The sequence below is a fragment of the Pseudomonas sp. CLCA07 genome, assembly GCF_053615335.1.
This window is the reverse complement of sequence record NZ_CM132131.1, coordinates 3,257,582-3,278,151: the sequence shown is the minus strand read 5'-3', so window position 1 is coordinate 3,278,151 and position 20,570 is coordinate 3,257,582. Positions and strand designations below refer to the sequence as shown.

At 61.9% G+C, this 20,570-nt stretch carries 3 protein-coding genes and 1 pseudogene; all 4 read left to right on the top strand.

What is annotated here, in order from left to right; genetic code table 11:
• Nucleotides 1–196: 196 nt before the first annotated feature.
• The 4 genes and pseudogenes from ACWGZX_RS15120 to ACWGZX_RS15105 all read left to right on the top strand — a co-directional run bounded on the left by ACWGZX_RS15120 (nucleotide 197) and on the right by ACWGZX_RS15105 (nucleotide 20,406).
• Nucleotides 197–6,967, top strand: a complete 6,771-nt coding sequence (locus tag ACWGZX_RS15120; RefSeq protein ID WP_452628874.1) for a retention module-containing protein — start codon at nucleotides 197–199, stop codon at nucleotides 6,965–6,967.
• Nucleotides 6,880–8,658, top strand: a pseudogene (locus ACWGZX_RS15115) (beta strand repeat-containing protein); the annotation flags it as partial. The gene ACWGZX_RS15120 and the pseudogene ACWGZX_RS15115, both read left to right, overlap by 88 nt.
• Nucleotides 8,659–8,735: 77 nt before the next feature.
• Nucleotides 8,736–19,919, top strand: a complete 11,184-nt coding sequence (locus ACWGZX_RS15110; RefSeq protein ID WP_452628873.1) for an Ig-like domain-containing protein — start codon at nucleotides 8,736–8,738, stop codon at nucleotides 19,917–19,919.
• Between the two features lie 148 nt (nucleotides 19,920–20,067).
• Nucleotides 20,068–20,406, top strand: a complete 339-nt coding sequence (locus tag ACWGZX_RS15105; protein ID WP_452628872.1) for a tryptophan synthase subunit beta — start codon at nucleotides 20,068–20,070, stop codon at nucleotides 20,404–20,406.
• Nucleotides 20,407–20,570: the final 164 nt, after the last annotated feature.

Sequence of the window (20,570 nt, the reverse complement as noted above, 5' to 3'; positions counted from 1 at the left end):
GGACGAGTGTTTAGGATGGCAACTGCAAGGTCAATAGTTTGGCATATTGTTAATTACGAAAAAGTATAGACAATTTATTGACGAATAGCCGCGTCAAACTTACGTCTAATCTTGTTTGAAAGTACGCCCTGACTGGGCAGGCCAAGTCCGCCAAGTCCATGGAAGTCAACTGAACGCATCACCTGGAGAGTCATCAATGAGCAGTGTTGTTGCCATCGTCAAAAGCATTGTCGGTCAAGTTTTCGCGGTGTCCCCAGAGGGCGTCCGTCGTGTACTCATTGAAGGCGATCGGCTGTTGGTCGGCGATCAGGTAGACACTGGTGCAGCGGGCGCCGTAACGCTCGAACTGGCTGACGGCCAGACCCTGGACCTGGGTCGCGACACTCAGTGGAGCGGCAGCGCTCCGGATTCCAGCAGCGGCCTGGCAGAAGCCACCGCACAAGCCGCGCCATCGGTTGAAGAACTGCAGCAAGCCATCGTTGCCGGCGCCGACCCGACCAAAGACCTTGAAGCCACCGCGGCCGGCCCTACGGCTGCCGGCACGGGCGGCGCGGCAGGTGGCGGTCACAGCTTCGTGATGCTGGATGCAACCGCTGGCCGGGTGGCCCCTACCGTTGGTTTCCCAACCGACGGTCCAGATTTCACTGCCACAACCACCACGCTCGATACCGGCAGCAATCAGAACACCACGGTCACCAACGCTCCGAGCGTACTGACCGCTGATACCGGCACACAGGCCGAAGACAGTGTCGCGACCGGCAACGTACTGAACAACGATAGCGATGCCGACACGCCTCTCGGTGTCGCCAGCTTCACCGTCGCGGGCATGACCGGCAGTTTCACCGCAGGCCAGACGGCGGCCATCGTCGGCGTCGGTACGTTGACCATCGGCACCAATGGCAACTACACCTTTACTCCAGACGCCAACTACAACGGCGCCGTACCGCAAGTCACGTACACCACCAATACCGGATTGACCAGCACGCTGGATCTCACCGTGACGGCGGTCGATGATCCGAGTGTTTTGACTGCAGACACTCAAACCATTGCAGAAGACACGCCTGCGATCGGCAACGTGCTGAGCAACGACAGCGACATCGACAATGTCCTGAGCGTGGCCACCTTTACCATCGCCGGCGTCAATGCCACCTTCACAGCCGGCCAGACCGCCACCATTGCCAATGTCGGCACCCTGGTCATCGCAGCCGATGGCGCCTACACCTTTACTCCAGCCGCGAACTACAACGGCACGGTACCAACGGTCAGCTACACCGTCACCGACGGCTCCGGTACTGACGTCACTTCGACCCTGAACATCAGCGTCACCCCGGTCGACGACAGCTTCACCGATGCCAGCGAAACCGTGACCACCAGCGAAGATTCCCCGGTGACCGGCAGCGTTCTCAACGGCACCTCGAGCGTCGATGGCCCGGTCAGCGTGGTTAACTTCACGGTTGGCGGCACCCAGTACCAAGCCGGTGAAACCGCGACTATCACCAATGTCGGGACCCTGGTGCTCGCCGCCGATGGCGCCTACACCTTTACCCCGGCGGCCAACTACAACGGCACGGTGCCAACTGTCAGCTATACCGTCACCGACGGTTCCGGCAGCAATGTCACTTCGACCCTGAATATCAGCGTGACCCCGGTTGATGACAGCTTCACCGACCTCAGCGAAATCGTGACCACCAGCGAAGACGCCCCGGTGACTGGCAGCGTGCTGGCGGGTACCTCGAGCGTCGACGGCCCGGTCAGCGTGGTGAACTTCACCATCGGTGCGAGCACTTACGCGGCAGGCGCCACGGCGACCATCGCCAACGTCGGGACCCTGGTGCTCGCCGCCGATGGCGCCTACACCTTTACCCCGGCGGCCAACTACAACGGCACGGTGCCAACGGTCGGCTACACCGTCACCGACGGCTCCGGTACTGACGTCACCTCGACCCTGAACATCAGCGTTACCCCGGTTGATGACAGCTTCACCGACCTCAACGAAACCGTGACCACTAGCGAAGATTCCCCGGTGACCGGCAGCGTCCTCGACGGCACAAGCAGCGTCGATGGCCCGGTCAGCGTACTCAACTTCACCATCGGTGTGACCACTTACGCGGCAGGCGACACGGCGACCATCGCCAACGTCGGCACCCTGGTGATCGGGGCGAACGGGGCGTACACCTTTACTCCAGCCGCCAACTACAACGGCACGGTGCCGACCGTCAGCTACACCGTCACCGACGGTTCCGGCAGCAATGTCACTTCGACCCTGAATATCAGCGTGACCCCGGTCGATGACAGCTTCACCGACCTCAACGAAACCGTGACCACCAGCGAAGATTCCCCGGTGACCGGCAGCGTCCTCAGCGGCACCTCGAGCGTCGATGGCCCGGTCAGCATGGTGAACTTCACCATCGGTGAAACCACCTACGCCGCCGGCAGCACGGCGACCATCGCCAACGTCGGCACTCTGGTGCTCGCCGCCGATGGCGCCTACACCTTCACTCCAGCGGCCAACTACAACGGCACGGTGCCAAGCGTGACCTACACCGTCACCGACGGTTCCGGCAGCAATGTCACTTCGACCCTGAATATCAGCGTGACCCCGGTTGAAGACAGCTTCACCGACCTCAGCGAAATCGTGACCACCAGCGAAGACGCCCCGGTGACTGGCAGCGTCCTCAGCGGCACCTCGAGCGTCGATGGCCCGGTCAGCGTGGTTAACTTCACCATCGGTGAAACTACCTACGCCGCTGGCAGCACCGCGACCATCGCCAATGTCGGGACCCTGGTGCTCGCCGCCGATGGCGCCTACACCTTTACCCCGGCGGCCAACTACAACGGCACGGTGCCAAGCGTCAGCTACACCGTCACCGACGGCTCCGGTACTGACGTCACTTCGACCCTGAACATCAGCGTCACCCCGGTCGATGACAGTTTCACCGACCTCAACGAAACGGTTTCCACTCTGGAAGACACCGCCGTTACCGGCAGCGTCCTCGACGGCACAAGCAGCGTCGATGGCCCGGTCAGCGTGCTCAACTTCACCATCGGTGCGAGCACTTACGCGGCTGGCGCCACGGCGACCATCGCCAACGTCGGCACCCTGGTCATTGCGGCCGATGGCGCCTACACCTTCACTCCAGCCGCGAACTACAACGGCACGGTACCAACGGTCAGCTACACCATCACCGACGGCTCCGGTACTGACGTCACTTCGACCCTGAACATCAGCGTCACCCCGGTCGATGACAGTTTCACCGACCTCAACGAAACGGTTTCCACTCTGGAAGACACCGCCCTCACCGGCAGCGTCCTCGACGGTACGAGCAGCGGCGACGGTCCGGTCAGCGTGCTCAACTTCACGGTTGGCGGCACCCAGTACCTGGCCGGTGAAACCGCGACCATCACCAACGTCGGGGCCCTGATGATCGGGGCGAGCGGTGCCTATACCTTTACTCCAGCCGCCAACTACAACGGCACGGTGCCGACCGTCAGCTACACCGTCACCGACGGTTCGGGCGGCAACGACACCTCGACCCTGAACATCAGCGTCACGCCGGTCGACGACAGCTTCACCGATGCCAGTGAAACGGCTTCCACTCTGGAAGACACCGCCGTGACCGGCAGCGTCCTCGACGGCACGAGCAGCGGCGACGGTCCGGTCAGCGTGCTCAACTTCACAGTTGGTGGCACCCAGTACCTGGCCGGTGAAACCGCGACCATCACCAACGTCGGGGCCCTGATGATCGGGGCGAGCGGTGCCTATACCTTTACTCCAGCCGCCAACTACAACGGTAGCGTGCCAAGCGTGACCTACACCGTCACCGACGGCTCGGGAACCAACGACACCTCGACCCTGAATATCAGTGTCACCCCGGTCAATGACCCGAGCGTCCTGACCGCGGACACCAATACTGTCGATGAAGACCACGCAGCCACCGGCAACGTGCTGAGCAACGACCACGATGTCGATAATCTCCTGAGCGTGGCCACCTTCACGGTTGGCGGCACCGAGTACGCCGCAGGCGTCCCGGCGATCATCGCCAACGTCGGCACCCTGGTGATCGGGGCGAACGGTGCTTACACCTTTACTCCGGACTCCAACTACAACGGCACCGTGCCGACCGTCACCTACACCACCAACACCGGTTCCACCAGCACGCTGAATATCAGCGTCACCGCGGTCGACGACCCGAGCGTCCTCGGCGCGGACACCCAGACTGTCGATGAAGACCACGTTGCAACCGGCAACGTGCTGACCAATGACAGCGATGTCGACAACGATCTGAGTGTCGCGACCTTCACGGTTGGCGGCACCGAGTACGCCGCAGGCGCCACCCCGGCGATCATCGCCAACGTCGGCACCCTGGTGATCGGGGCGAGCGGTGCTTACACCTTTACCCCGGCCGAGAACTGGAACGGCACCGTGCCGACCGTCACTTACACCACCAACACCGGTTCCACCAGCACGCTGGATATCAGTGTCACCCCGGTCAATGACCCGAGCGTCCTGACCGCGGACACCAATACGGTCGATGAAGACCACGCAGCCACCGGCAACGTGCTGACCAACGACCACGATGTCGATAATCTCCTGAGCGTGGCCACCTTCACGGTTGGCGGCACCGAGTACGCCGCAGGCGCCACCCCGGCGATCATCGCCAACGTCGGCACCCTGGTGATCGGGGCGAACGGGGCTTACACCTTTACCCCGGCCGAGAACTGGAACGGCACCGTGCCGACCGTCACCTACACCACCAACACCGGCTCCACCAGCACGCTGGATATCAGTGTCACCCCGGTCAATGACTCGAGCGTCCTGACCGCGGACACCCAGACTGTCGATGAAGACCAGGCGGCCACCGGCAACGTGCTGGGCAATGACAGCGATGTGGATAATCTCTTGAGCGTGGCCACCTTCACGGTTGGCGGCACCGAGTACACCGCAGGCGTCCCGGCGACCATCGCCAACGTCGGCACCCTGGTGATCGGAGCGAACGGTGCTTACACCTTTACCCCGGTGGAGAACTACAACGGCACCGTACCGACCGTCACCTACACCACCAACACTGGTTCCACCAGCACGCTAGATATCAGCGTCACCCCGGTCAATGACCCGAGCGTCCTCGGCGCAGATACCCAGACGGTCGATGAAGACCACACGGCCACCGGCAACGTGCTGGGCAACGACCACGATGTCGATAATCTCCTGAGCGTGGCCACCTTCACGGTTGGCGGCACCGAGTACGCCGCAGGCGCCCCGGCGACCATCGCCAACGTCGGCACCCTGGTGATCGGGGCCAACGGTGCTTACACCTTTACCCCGGTGGAGAACTACAACGGCACCGTACCGACCGTCACCTACACCACCAACACCGGTTCCACCAGCACGCTGGATATCAGCGTCACCCCGGTCAATGACCCGAGCGTCCTCGGCGCGGACACCAATACTGTCGATGAAGACCACGCGGCCACCGGCAACGTGCTGAGCAATGACAGCGATGTCGATAATCTCCTGAGCGTGGCCACCTTCACGGTTGGCGGCACCGAGTACACCGCAGGCGCCACCTCGGCGATCATCGCCAACGTCGGCACCCTGGTGATCGGGGCGAGCGGTGCTTACACCTTTACTCCGGACTCCAACTACAACGGCACCGTGCCGACCGTCACTTACACCACCAACACCGGCTCCACCAGCACGCTGAATATCAGCGTCACCGCGGTCGACGACCCGAGCGTCCTGACCGCGGACACCCAGACTGTCGATGAAGACCACGTTGCAACCGGCAACGTGCTGAGCAATGACAGCGATGTCGACAACGATCTGAGTGTCGCGACCTTCACGGTTGGCGGCACCGAGTACGCCGCAGGCGTCCCGGCGATCATCGCCAACGTCGGCACCCTTGTGATCGGGGCGAACGGGGCTTACGCCTTTACCCCGGTGGAGAACTGGAACGGCGCCGTACCGCAAGTCACCTACACCACCAACACCGGCTCCACCAGCACGCTGGATATCAGCGTCACTCCGGTCAATGACCCGAGCGTCCTGACCGCGGATACCAACACTGTCGATGAAGACCAGGCGGCCACCGGCAACGTGCTGGGCAATGACAGCGATGTGGATAATCTCTTGAGCGTGGCCACCTTCACGGTTGGCGGCACCGAGTACACCGCAGGCGCCACCCCGGCGATCATCGCCAACGTCGGTTCGCTGACCCTCGGTGCCAACGGTAACTACACCTTTACCCCGGTGGAGAACTGGAACGGCACCGTGCCGACCGTCACCTACACCACCAACACCGGTTCCACCAGCACGCTGGATATCAGCGTCACCCCGGTCAATGACCCGAGCGTCCTGACCGCGGACACCAATACGGTCGATGAAGACCACGCGGCCACCGGCAACGTGCTGACCAACGACCACGATGTCGACAACGATCTGAGTGTCGCGACCTTCACGGTTGGCGGCACCGAGTACACCGCAGGCGTCCCGGCGATCATCGCCAACGTCGGCACCCTGGTGATCGGGGCGAACGGTGCTTACACCTTTACCCCGGCCGAGAACTGGAACGGCACCGTGCCGACCGTCACCTACACCACCAACACCGGCTCCACCAGCACGCTGGATATCAGTGTCACCCCGGTCAATGACCCGAGCGTCCTGACCGCGGACACCAATACGGTCGATGAAGACCACGCGGCCACCGGCAACGTGCTGACCAACGACCACGATGTCGACAACGATCTGAGTGTCGCGACCTTCACGGTTGGCGGCACCGAGTACACCGCAGGCGTCCCGGCGATCATCGCCAACGTCGGCACCCTGGTGATCGGGGCGAACGGGGCTTACACCTTTACCCGGCCGAGAACTGGAACGGCACCGTGCCGACCGTCACCTACACCACCAACACCGGTTCCACCAGCACGCTGGATATCAGCGTCACCCCGGTCAATGACCCGAGCGTCCTGACCGCGGATACCAATACGGTCGATGAAGACCACGCGGCCACCGGCAACGTGCTGGGCAATGACAGCGATGTCGATAATCTCCTGAGCGTGGCCACCTTCACGGTTGGCGGCACCGAGTACGCCGCAGGCGCCACCCCGGCGATCATCGCCAACGTCGGCACCCTGGTGATTGGGGCGAGCGGTGCTTACACCTTTACTCCGGACTCCAACTACAACGGCACCGTGCCGACCGTCACCTACACCACCAACACCGGCTCCACCAGCACGCTGGATATCAGCGTCACTCCGGTCAATGACCCGAGCGTCCTGACCGCGGATACCAATACGGTCGATGAAGACCAGGCGGCCACCGGCAACGTGCTGGGCAATGACAGCGATGTCGACAACGATCTGAGTGTCGCGACCTTCACGGTTGGCGGCACCGAGTACGCCGCAGGCGCCACCCCGGCGATCATCGCCAACGTCGGCACCCTTGTGATCGGGGCAAACGGGGCTTACGCCTTTACCCCGGTGGAGAACTGGAACGGCGCCGTACCGCAAGTCACCTACACCACCAACACCGGCTCCACCAGCACGCTGGATATCAGCGTCACTCCGGTCAATGACCCGAGCGTCCTCGGCGCGGACACCAATACGGTCGATGAAGACCAGGCGGCCACCGGCAACGTGCTGGGCAATGACAGCGATGTGGATAATCTCTTGAGCGTGGCCACCTTCACGGTTGGCGGCACCGAGTACACCGCAGGCGCCACCCCGGCGATCATCGCCAACGTCGGCACCCTGGTGATCGGGGCGAGCGGTGCTTACACCTTTACCCCGGTGGAGAACTGGAACGGCACCGTGCCGACCGTCACCTACACCACCAACACCGGCTCCACCAGCACGCTGGATATCAGTGTCACCCCGGTCAATGACTCGAGCGTCCTGACCGCGGACACCCAGACTGTCGATGAAGACCAGGCGGCCACCGGCAACGTGCTGGGCAATGACAGCGATGTGGATAATCTCTTGAGCGTGGCCACCTTCACGGTTGGCGGCACCGAGTACACCGCAGGCGCCACCCCGGCGATCATCGCCAACGTCGGTTCGCTGACCCTCGGTGCCAACGGTAACTACACCTTTACCCCGGCCGAGAACTGGAACGGCAGCGTACCGACCGTCACCTACACCACCAACACCGGCTCCACCAGCACGCTGGATATCAGTGTCACCCCGGTCAATGACCCGAGCGTCCTGACCGCGGACACCAATACGGTCGATGAAGACCACGCGGCCACCGGTAACGTGCTGGGCAATGACAGCGATGTGGATAATCTCTTGAGCGTGGCCACCTTCACGGTTGGCGGCACCGAGTACACCGCAGGCGCCACCCCGGCGATCATCGCCAACGTCGGCACCCTGGTGATCGGGGCGAGCGGTGCTTACACCTTTACTCCGGACTCCAACTACAACGGCACCGTGCCGACCGTCACCTACACCACCAACACCGGTTCCACCAGCACGCTGGATATCAGCGTCACCCCGGTCAATGACCCGAGCGTCCTGACCGCGGACACCAATACTGTCGATGAAGACCACGCGGCCACCGGTAACGTGCTGGGCAATGACAGCGATGTCGATAATCTCCTGAGCGTCTCCAGCTTCAGCGTGAATGGGGTCGACGGCAGCTTCACGGCGGGCCAGACCGCAACCATGACCGGTGTCGGAACGCTGATCATCGCCAGCAACGGCGCTTACACCTTTACCCGGCCGAGAACTGGAACGGCACCGTGCCGACCGTCACCTACACCACCAACACCGGTTCCACCAGCACGCTGGATATCAGCGTCACCGCGGTCGACGACCCGAGCGTCCTCGGCGCGGACACCAATACGGTCGATGAAGACCACGCAGCCACCGGCAACGTGCTCGGCAATGACCACGATGTCGATAATCTCCTGAGCGTCTCCAGCTTCAGCGTGAATGGGGTCGACGGCAGCTTCACGGCGGGCCAGACCGCAACCATGACCGGTGTCGGAACGCTGATCATCGCCAGCAACGGCGCTTACACCTTTACCCCGGTGGAGAACTACAACGGCACCGTGCCGACCGTCACCTACACCACCAACACCGGTTCCACCAGCACGCTGAATATCAGCGTCACCGCGGTCGACGACCCGAGCGTCCTCGGCGCGGACACCCAGACTGTCGATGAAGACCACGCGGCCACCGGCAACGTGCTGACCAACGACCACGATGTCGATAATCTCCTGAGCGTCTCCAGCTTCAGCGTGAATGGGGTCGACGGCAGCTTCACGGCGGGCCAGACCGCAACCATGACCGGTGTCGGAACGCTGATCATCGCCAGCAACGGCGCTTACACCTTTACCCCGGCCGAGAACTGGAACGGCACCGTGCCGACCGTCACCTACACCACCAACACCGGTTCCACCAGCACGCTGGATATCAGCGTCACCGCGGTCGACGACCCGAGCGTCCTCGGCGCGGACACCAATACGGTCGATGAAGACCACGCAGCCACCGGCAACGTGCTCGGCAATGACCACGATGTCGATAATCTCCTGAGCGTCTCCAGCTTCAGCGTGAATGGGGTCGACGGCAGCTTCACGGCGGGCCAGACCGCAACCATGACCGGTGTCGGAACGCTGATCATCGCCAGCAACGGCGCTTACACCTTTACCCCGGTGGAGAACTACAACGGCACCGTGCCGACCGTCACCTACACCACCAACACCGGTTCCACCAGCACGCTGAATATCAGCGTCACCGCGGTCGACGACCCGAGCGTCCTCGGCGCGGACACCCAGACTGTCGATGAAGACCACGCGGCCACCGGCAACGTGCTGACCAACGACCACGATGTCGATAATCTCCTGAGCGTCTCCAGCTTCAGCGTGAATGGGGTCGACGGCAGCTTCACGGCGGGCCAGACCGCAACCATGACCGGTGTCGGAACGCTGATCATCGCCAGCAACGGCGCTTACACCTTTACCCCGGTGGAGAACTACAACGGCACCGTGCCGACCGTCACCTACACCACCAACACCGGTTCCACCAGCACGCTGGATATCAGTGTCACCCCGGTCAATGACCCGAGCGTCCTGACCGCGGACACCAATACGGTCGATGAAGACCACGCAGCCACCGGCAACGTGCTGGGCAATGACAGCGATGTCGATAATCTCCTGAGCGTGGCCACCTTCACGGTTGGCGGCACCGAGTACACCGCAGGCGCCACCCCGGCGATCATCGCCAACGTCGGCACCCTGGTGATCGGGGCGAGCGGTGCTTACACCTTTACCCCGGTGGAGAACTGGAACGGCACCGTGCCGACCGTCACTTACACCACCAACACCGGTTCCACCAGCACGCTGGATATCAGCGTCACCCCGGTCAATGACCCGAGCGTCCTGACCGCGGACACCAATACGGTCGATGAAGACCACGCGGCCACCGGCAACGTGCTGACCAACGACCACGATGTCGACAACGATCTGAGTGTCGCGACCTTCACGGTTGGCGGCACCGAGTACGCCGCAGGCGCCACCCCGGCGATCATCGCCAACGTCGGCACCCTGGTGATCGGGGCGAGCGGTGCTTACACCTTTACCCCGGTGGAGAACTGGAACGGCACCGTGCCGACCGTCACCTACACCACCAACACCGGCTCCACCAGCACGCTGGATATCAGTGTCACCCCGGTCAATGACCCGAGCGTCCTGACCGCGGACACCAATACGGTCGATGAAGACCACGCAGCCACCGGCAACGTGCTGGGCAATGACAGCGATGTCGATAATCTCCTGAGCGTCTCCAGCTTCAGCGTGAATGGGGTCGACGGCAGCTTCACGGCGGGCCAGACCGCAACCATGACCGGTGTCGGAACGCTGATCATCGCCAGCAACGGTGCTTACACCTTTACCCCGGCCGAGAACTGGAACGGCACCGTGCCGACCGTCACCTACACCACCAACACCGGTTCCACCAGCACGCTGGATATCAGCGTCACCCCGGTCAATGACCCGAGCGTCCTGACCGCGGACACCAATACGGTCGATGAAGACCACGCGGCCACCGGCAACGTGCTGACCAACGACCACGATGTCGATAATCTCCTGAGCGTCTCCAGCTTCAGCGTGAATGGGGTCGACGGCAGCTTCACGGCGGGCCAGACCGCAACCATGACCGGTGTCGGAACGCTGATCATCGCCAGCAACGGTGCTTACACCTTTACCCCGGCCGAGAACTGGAACGGCACCGTGCCGACCGTCACCTACACCACCAACACCGGCTCCACCAGCACGCTGGATATCAGCGTCACTCCGGTCAATGACCCGAGCGTCCTGGGTGCGGACACCAATACGGTCGATGAAGACCACGCGGCCACCGGCAACGTGCTGGGCAACGACCACGATGTGGATAATCTCCTGAGCGTGGCCACCTTCACGGTTGGCGGCACCGAGTACACCGCAGGCGCCACCCCGGCGATCATCGCCAACGTCGGCACCCTGGTGATCGGGGCGAACGGGGCTTACACCTTTACCCCGGTGGAGAACTGGAACGGCACCGTGCCGACCGTCACTTACACCACCAACACCGGTTCCACCAGCACGCTGAATATCAGCGTCACCCCGGTCAATGACCCGAGCGTCCTGACCGCAGACACCAATACGGTCGATGAAGACCACACGGCCACCGGCAACGTGCTGGGCAATGACAGCGATGTCGACAACGATCTGAGTGTCGCGACCTTCACGGTTGGCGGCACCGAGTACACCGCAGGCGTCCCGGCGATCATCGCCAACGTCGGCACCCTGGTGATCGGGGCGAACGGTGCTTACACCTTTACCCCGGCCGAGAACTGGAACGGCACCGTGCCGACCGTCACCTACACCACCAACACCGGCTCCACCAGCACGCTGGATATCAGTGTCACCCCGGTCAATGACCCGAGCGTCCTGACCGCGGACACCAATACGGTCGATGAAGACCACGCGGCCACCGGTAACGTGCTGACCAACGACCACGATGTCGATAATCTCCTGAGCGTCTCCAGCTTCAGCGTGAATGGGGTCGACGGCAGCTTCACGGCGGGCCAGACCGCAACCATGACCGGTGTCGGAACGCTGATCATCGCCAGCAACGGTGCTTACACCTTTACTCCGGACTCCAACTACAACGGCACCGTGCCGACCGTCACTTACACCACCAACACCGGTTCCACCAGCACGCTGGATATCAGCGTCACCCCGGTCAATGACCCAAGCGTCCTGACCGCGGACACCAATACGGTCGATGAAGACCACGCAGCCACCGGCAACGTGCTGACCAACGACCACGATGTCGATAATCTCCTGAGCGTGGCCACCTTCACGGTTGGCGGCACCGAGTACACCGCAGGCGCCACCCCGGCGATCATCGCCAACGTCGGCACCCTGGTGATCGGGGCGAACGGGGCTTACACCTTTACCCCGGTGGAGAACTGGAACGGCACCGTGCCGACCGTCACCTACACCACCAACACCGGCTCCACCAGCACGCTGGATATCAGTGTCACCCCGGTCAATGACTCGAGCGTCCTGACCGCGGACACCCAGACTGTCGATGAAGACCAGGCGGCCACCGGCAACGTGCTGGGCAATGACAGCGATGTGGATAATCTCTTGAGCGTGGCCACCTTCACGGTTGGCGGCACCGAGTACGCCGCAGGCGCCACCCCGGCGATCATCGCCAACGTCGGCACCCTGGTGATCGGGGCGAGCGGTGCTTACACCTTTACCCCGGTGGAGAACTGGAACGGCACCGTGCCGACCGTCACTTACACCACCAACACCGGTTCCACCAGCACGCTGGATATCAGCGTCACCCCGGTCAATGACCCAAGCGTCCTGACCGCGGATACCAATACTGTCGATGAAGACCAGGCGGCCACCGGCAACGTGCTGGGCAATGACAGCGATGTGGATAATCTCTTGAGCGTGGCCACCTTCACGGTTGGCGGCACCGAGTACACCGCAGGCGTCCCGGCGATCATCGCCAACGTCGGCACCCTGGTGATCGGGGCGAACGGTGCTTACACCTTTACTCCGGACTCCAACTACAACGGCACCGTGCCGACCGTCACCTACACCACCAACACCGGTTCCACCAGCACGCTGGATATCAGCGTCACCCCGGTCAATGACCCGAGCGTCCTGACCGCGGACACCAATACGGTCGATGAAGACCACGCAGCCACCGGCAACGTGCTGGGCAATGACAGCGATGTCGATAATCTCCTGAGCGTCTCCAGCTTCAGCGTGAATGGGGTCGACGGCAGCTTCACAGCGGGCCAGACCGCAACCATGACCGGTGTTGGAACGCTGATCATCGCCAGCAACGGCGCTTACACCTTTACCCCGGTGGAGAACTACAACGGCACCGTGCCGACCGTCACCTACACCACCAACACCGGTTCCACCAGCACGCTGGATATCAGCGTCACCCCGGTCAATGACCCAAGCGTCCTGACCGCGGATACCAATACTGTCGATGAAGACCACGCAGCCACCGGCAACGTGCTGGGCAATGACAGCGATGTCGATAATCTCCTGAGCGTGGCCACCTTCACGGTTGGCGGCACCGAGTACACCGCAGGCGTCCCGGCGATCATCGCCAACGTCGGCACCCTGGTGATCGGGGCGAACGGTGCTTACACCTTTACCCCGGCCGAGAACTGGAACGGCACCGTGCCGACCGTCACCTACACCACCAACACCGGTTCCACCAGCACGCTGGATATCAGTGTCACCCCGGTCAATGACCCGAGCGTCCTGACCGCGGACACCAACACTGTCGATGAAGACCATGTTGCAACCGGCAACGTGCTGGGCAATGACAGCGATGTCGATAATCTCCTGAGCGTCTCCAGCTTCAGCGTGAATGGGGTCGACGGCAGTTTCACGGCGGGCCAGACCGCAACCATGACCGGTGTCGGAACGCTGATCATCGCCAGCAACGGTGCTTACACCTTTACCCCGGCCGAGAACTACAACGGCACCGTGCCGACCGTCACCTACACCACCAACACCGGTTCCACCAGCACGCTGGATATCAGCGTCACCGCGGTCGACGACCCGAGCGTCCTGACCGCGGACACCCAGACTGTCGATGAAGACCACGTTGCAACCGGCAACGTGCTGAGCAATGACAGCGATGTCGACAACGATCTGAGTGTCGCGACCTTCACGGTTGGCGGCACCGAGTACGCCGCAGGCGTCCCGGCGATCATCGCCAACGTCGGCACCCTTGTGATCGGGGCGAACGGGGCTTACGCCTTTACCCCGGTGGAGAACTGGAACGGCGCCGTACCGCAAGTCACCTACACCACCAACACCGGCTCCACCAGCACGCTGGATATCAGCGTCACTCCGGTCAATGACCCGAGCGTCCTGACCGCGGATACCAACACTGTCGATGAAGACCAGGCGGCCACCGGCAACGTGCTGGGCAATGACAGCGATGTGGATAATCTCTTGAGCGTGGCCACCTTCACGGTTGGCGGCACCGAGTACACCGCAGGCGCCACCCCGGCGATCATCGCCAACGTCGGTTCGCTGACCCTCGGTGCCAACGGTAACTACACCTTTACCCCGGTGGAGAACTGGAACGGCACCGTGCCGACCGTCACCTACACCACCAACACCGGTTCCACCAGCACGCTGGATATCAGCGTCACCCCGGTCAATGACCCGAGCGTCCTGACCGCGGACACCAATACGGTCGATGAAGACCACGCGGCCACCGGCAACGTGCTGACCAACGACCACGATGTCGACAACGATCTGAGTGTCGCGACCTTCACGGTTGGCGGCACCGAGTACACCGCAGGCGTCCCGGCGATCATCGCCAACGTCGGCACCCTGGTGATCGGGGCGAACGGTGCTTACACCTTTACCCCGGCCGAGAACTGGAACGGCACCGTGCCGACCGTCACCTACACCACCAACACCGGCTCCACCAGCACGCTGGATATCAGTGTCACCCCGGTCAATGACCCGAGCGTCCTGACCGCGGACACCAATACGGTCGATGAAGACCACGCGGCCACCGGCAACGTGCTGACCAACGACCACGATGTCGACAACGATCTGAGTGTCGCGACCTTCACGGTTGGCGGCACCGAGTACACCGCAGGCGTCCCGGCGATCATCGCCAACGTCGGCACCCTGGTGATCGGGGCGAACGGGGCTTACACCTTTACCCCGGCCGAGAACTGGAACGGCACCGTGCCGACCGTCACTTACACCACCAACACCGGTTCCACCAGCACGCTGGATATCAGCGTCACCCCGGTCAATGACCCAAGCGTCCTGACCGCGGATACCAATACTGTCGATGAAGACCAGGCAGCCACCGGCAACGTGCTGGGCAATGACAGCGATGTGGATAATCTCTTGAGCGTGGCCACCTTCACGGTTGGCGGCACCGAGTACACCGCAGGCGCCACCCCGGCGATCATCGCCAACGTCGGCACCCTGGTGATCGGGGCGAGCGGTGCTTACACCTTTACTCCGGACTCCAACTACAACGGCACCGTGCCGACCGTCACTTACACCACCAACACCGGTTCCACCAGCACGCTGGATATCAGCGTCACCCCGGTCAATGACCCGAGCGTCCTCGGAGCGGACACCAATACTGTCGATGAAGACCACGCAGCCACCGGCAACGTGCTGACCAACGACCACGATGTCGATAATCTCCTGAGCGTGGCCACCTTCACGGTTGGCGGCACCGAGTACGCCGCAGGCGCCACCCCGGCGATCATCGCCAACGTCGGCACCCTGGTGATCGGGGCGAACGGTGCTTACACCTTTACTCCGGACTCCAACTACAACGGCACCGTGCCGACCGTCACCTACACCACCAACACCGGTTCCACCAGCACGCTGGATATCAGCGTCACCCCGGTCAATGACCCAAGCGTCCTGACCGCGGACACCAACACGGTCGATGAAGACCACGCGGCCACCGGCAACGTGCTGACCAACGACCACGATGTCGATAATCTCCTGAGCGTGGCCACCTTCACGGTTGGCGGCACCGAGTACGCCGCAGGCGCCACCCCGGCGATCATCGCCAACGTCGGCACCCTGGTGATCGGGGCGAGCGGTGCTTACACCTTTACCCCGGTGGAGAACTGGAACGGCGCCGTACCACAAGTCACCTACACCACCAACACCGGCTCCACCAGCACGCTGGATATCAGTGTCACCCCGGTCAATGACTCGAGCGTCCTGACCGCGGACACCAATACGGTCGATGAAGACCACGCGGCCACCGGCAACGTGCTGACCAACGACCACGATGTCGATAATCTCCTGAGCGTCTCCAGCTTCAGCGTGAATGGGGTCGACGGCAGCTTCACGGCGGGCCAGACCGCAACCATGACCGGTGTCGGAACGCTGATCATCGCCAGCAACGGTGCTTACACCTTTACCCCGGCCGAGAACTGGAACGGCACCGTGCCGACCGTCACCTACACCACCAACACCGGTTCCACCAGCACGCTGAATATCAGCGTCACCCCGGTCAATGACCCAAGTGTCCTGACCGCGGATACCAACACTGTCCTCGAGGACAACATCGCCACCGGTAACGTACTGACTAACGACCGCGATGTGGATAACGTCCTGAGCGTAGCCAAGTTCACGGTTAGTGGCACCGAGTACACTGCAGGTGGTACTGCCACCATCGCCAACGTCGGCACCCTGACCCTCGGTGCCAACGGCAACTACACCTTTACCCCAGTGGAGAACTGGAACGGCACCGTGCCGACCGTCACCTACACCACCAACACCGGTTCCACCAGCACGCTGAACATCAGCGTCACCCCGGTCAACGAGGCACCGACTGCCGCACCGGTTAACGTCACCGGTACCGAAGACACCTCGCTGATCCTCGGCTGGTCGACCTTCGGCGTCAGTGATGTCGACAGCCCAGCCACCAGCCTCGGAGTAAAAATCACCGGCCTGCCGGTCGAAGGCAAGTTGCAATACCTGAACGGCTCGACCTGGACCGACCTGACGCCTAACCAGACCATCACCAAGGCTGACATCGACGCGGGCAAGTTGCGCTTCATGCCGGACGCCAACGAGTCTGGCGCCAACGGCTATAACAGCGGCACGGGCAACAATCTGGCGGACTACGCGCAGATCCAGTTCCAGCCAACCGACGGCACACTGCTGGGCAGCACCGGCACGATCAAAATCGACATCACCCCGGTAGCAGATGCACCAACGCTGAACGTCGCCAGCAACAACGTGACCTCGACAGGCTTAATCAAGGAAGTCTGGACTGGCCTGGCCGGCCTGGGCACCAATGGTAACGGCGCGCCGTCCGACACGCTGAAATCGGTGATCGATGCCGCCGGCACACCGAACTCCAGCAGCACCGTCGGTAACGTGCAATCCAGTGGCGATGTGGCTGCTGGCACCGCGTCGAAAACCTCCGGCCTGATTTACCTCGAAGCCGGCAAGACTTACACCTTCAGCGGCAGCGGCGATGACAGCCTGCTGGTGACCATTGGCGGCAAAAACGTGGCCAGTGCGTTGTGGGGCAATGGCGGCACGCTTACCGGCTCGTTCACCCCGACCACCAGCGGCTACTACACGCTGGACATCTACCACCACAATCAAAGCGGCCCGGGCAGCTATGACGTTAACCTGTCGGTCAACGGCGGTGCAGCGGTCGACCTGAGCAGCGCCGGCGTGCCGCTGTACACCGGAGTGGCGGATCTGGTCGCTTCCGGCGTGACTGTTTCCGACCTTCACGGCACCAACGGCGAAGGCTACTACGACGGCTACAAACTCAACACGGGCGCCGAAGGTACCAGCGTTCATCTGTCCGCAATCACCACCGCACTGACAGACGTCGACGGCTCCGAAAGCCTGAGCGTGAAGATCAGCGGCATACCGGCGGGCGCGGTACTCACCGATGGCGCTGGCCACACCTTCACCGCCACCGCGACGTCCGGCGAAGCCAATGTCACCGGCTGGACCCTTAGTTCCCTGACCGTGACCCCGCCTGCGTATTACAACGGCCAGTTCAACCTGACGGTGACTTCGACCTCCACCGAATTGCTCGGCGGTTCGGCGCCGCCCAGCGTCGCAACGATTCCCGTCACCGTTTACCCGGCGACCTACAACCCGATCACCGCGACTTCGGGTGACGACGTTCGGGATGGCACAAGTGGCAATGACATCGTAGTGGCAGATATCGGCGGCCTGACGGTCACACCGGGCCAGAATTACAACATCGCGTTCATGGTCGACAGTTCGGGCAGCATGAGCTCGTCCTCCGTAACATCGGCGAAGAATTCCCTGATAACGGTGTTCACTTCGCTGATCGCCAGCGCCACCTCGCCAAACTCGAGCGCTGGCACCGTGAAAGTATTCCTCGTGGACTTCGATTCACAGGTCAACAAATCGATTTCGATTGATCTGTCGAAACCAGGTGCTCTGGACCTATTGAAGGGGGTCCTCAACAGCATGCAGTCTGGTGGTTACACCAACTACGAAGACGTGTTCAAAACCACCGCAAACTGGTTCAAAGGCCCTGATGCGCTGAGCAACCTCAACGCGACCAACCTCACCTATTTCATCACCGATGGTGAGCCGACCGCTTATACGAAGGACGAACAAACCAATCCGCTGGTCGTCGACTACAAGTCCAATAGCGCTACCGACCTTTACCTCGACAACGTGTTGAAGCAAGGCTCCTACACGCCGGGTACCGAGTTCAGAATGATCATCGGTGGTGAGAGTCGCGTGGTAGTTGATTCCTCGGGTGCTTTGTACAAATGGACCGAAAAGTCGAACAACAACTGGACGTCAGACAAGTACAGCGCCAACAACTCCACCCTGCAAGTTCACGCCCAGGGTGACGGCACCTATGAACTGTCGGATTACGTAGTCAGCGGCGATGTCGACAGCAGTGCGAGCAATGCGGCATCCGCATTCGCGCTGTTTGCTGCCGCCAACTCCAAGGTACAAGCCATTGGTGTGAACGGCGATGTCTCGGAAAACGACCTCGCGCCGTATAACACCACCGATGGAAAACCGCTGGCCAACATCAACCCGGAAGATCTGGCCAACGCAATTCTTGGCCACAGCGAAGCTACCCTTCCGGGTAAGGACACCATCAACGGCGGCGATGGCAACGACATCATCTTCGGCGACCTGGTGAGCTTCACGGGTGTCACAGGTGAGGGCTACACCGCGCTGCAGGCTTTTGTCGGCAAGGAAACCGGCGTCGAAACCAACCAAGTCACCCCAAGCAACGTGCACCAGTACGTCACCGAGCACTACTCCACGCTCGATGTGTCTGGCGCTCACGATGGTGACGATACGCTGTTGGGTGGTGCTGGTAACGACATCATCTTCGGGCAGGGCGGTGACGACAAACTCTACGGCGGCAGCGGCAACGACATCCTGCTCGGTGGCACTGGCAACGATTTGCTAAACGGTGAGGCCGGCAATGACTTCCTCATTGGTGGCGCTGGCACAGATACGCTGGACGGTGGTGCCGGCATTGACACCCTCCTCGGTGGCACTGGCAACGACACGCTGATCGGCGGCTTGGGTGGCGACACCTTCGTCTGGAAAGCAGGCGATACAGGCACCGACGTGATCAAGGACTTCAATGCCAATGAAGGCGACCGCATCGACCTGCGTGATCTGTTGCAGAACGAGAGCGGCAGCACCATCGATAACTTCCTGAAAATCACCACGGCAGGCGGCGTCTCATCCCTGGAAGTCAACTCCGCCGGCAATTTCAACAGCGCCGATGCGACTGCGGCCAAGGCGGATGTGACGATCAAACTGGAAGGTAACAACTGGTCCAGCGCCAACCTGCATAACCTGATCGCCGGCAGCGATCCGACCATCAAGGTTGACCACAACAACAGCTGATCAAACGAAAAACGGCCGCCCTTATGGGGCGGCCGTCACGTTTGTGCCTTTCTCTACGGTGACGATTTCGTCGCCGCACCGCATACTCGCATTCAGTTGGCCTATGCTGCTGACAGCATGACGCTGGTTCATTTCTGAGGGATGTTCAATGTTCTACGTGCAACGCGATGCGCAAGGCCAGTTAGTGCGCGTGGAAGCCGCGGCCTACGCCGAGGCCACGGAAGCACTGCCGGCAGACAACCATGAAATCCAGGCCTGGTATGCCAACGAAGTGGTGGAGACCAGCCTCAAGCAGCTCAAGCAAAGCGACCTGGAAATGATCCGGGTACTCGATGACTTGATCCAGGTGCTGACCAGCAAAGGTGTGATCCGCGTCACCGACTTGCCGCCGGCGGCACAAGCCAAACTGATGGACCGCAACCAGGCCCGTGAAGCGTTGGGCGGGTTGAGCCAGTTGATTGATGATGAAGAGACGGGGTTGATCTAACTCTAACTCCCCACCTTTTTTGGTGTTCGTACTGACGCCATCGCGAGCAGGCTCGCTCCCACATTGGATTTCAGTCGTTCACACAAGCTGTGTTCACTGAAGATCACCTGTGGGAGCGAGCCTGCTCGCGAAAGCGGACTTCAACCCAACACAAAACCATCCTG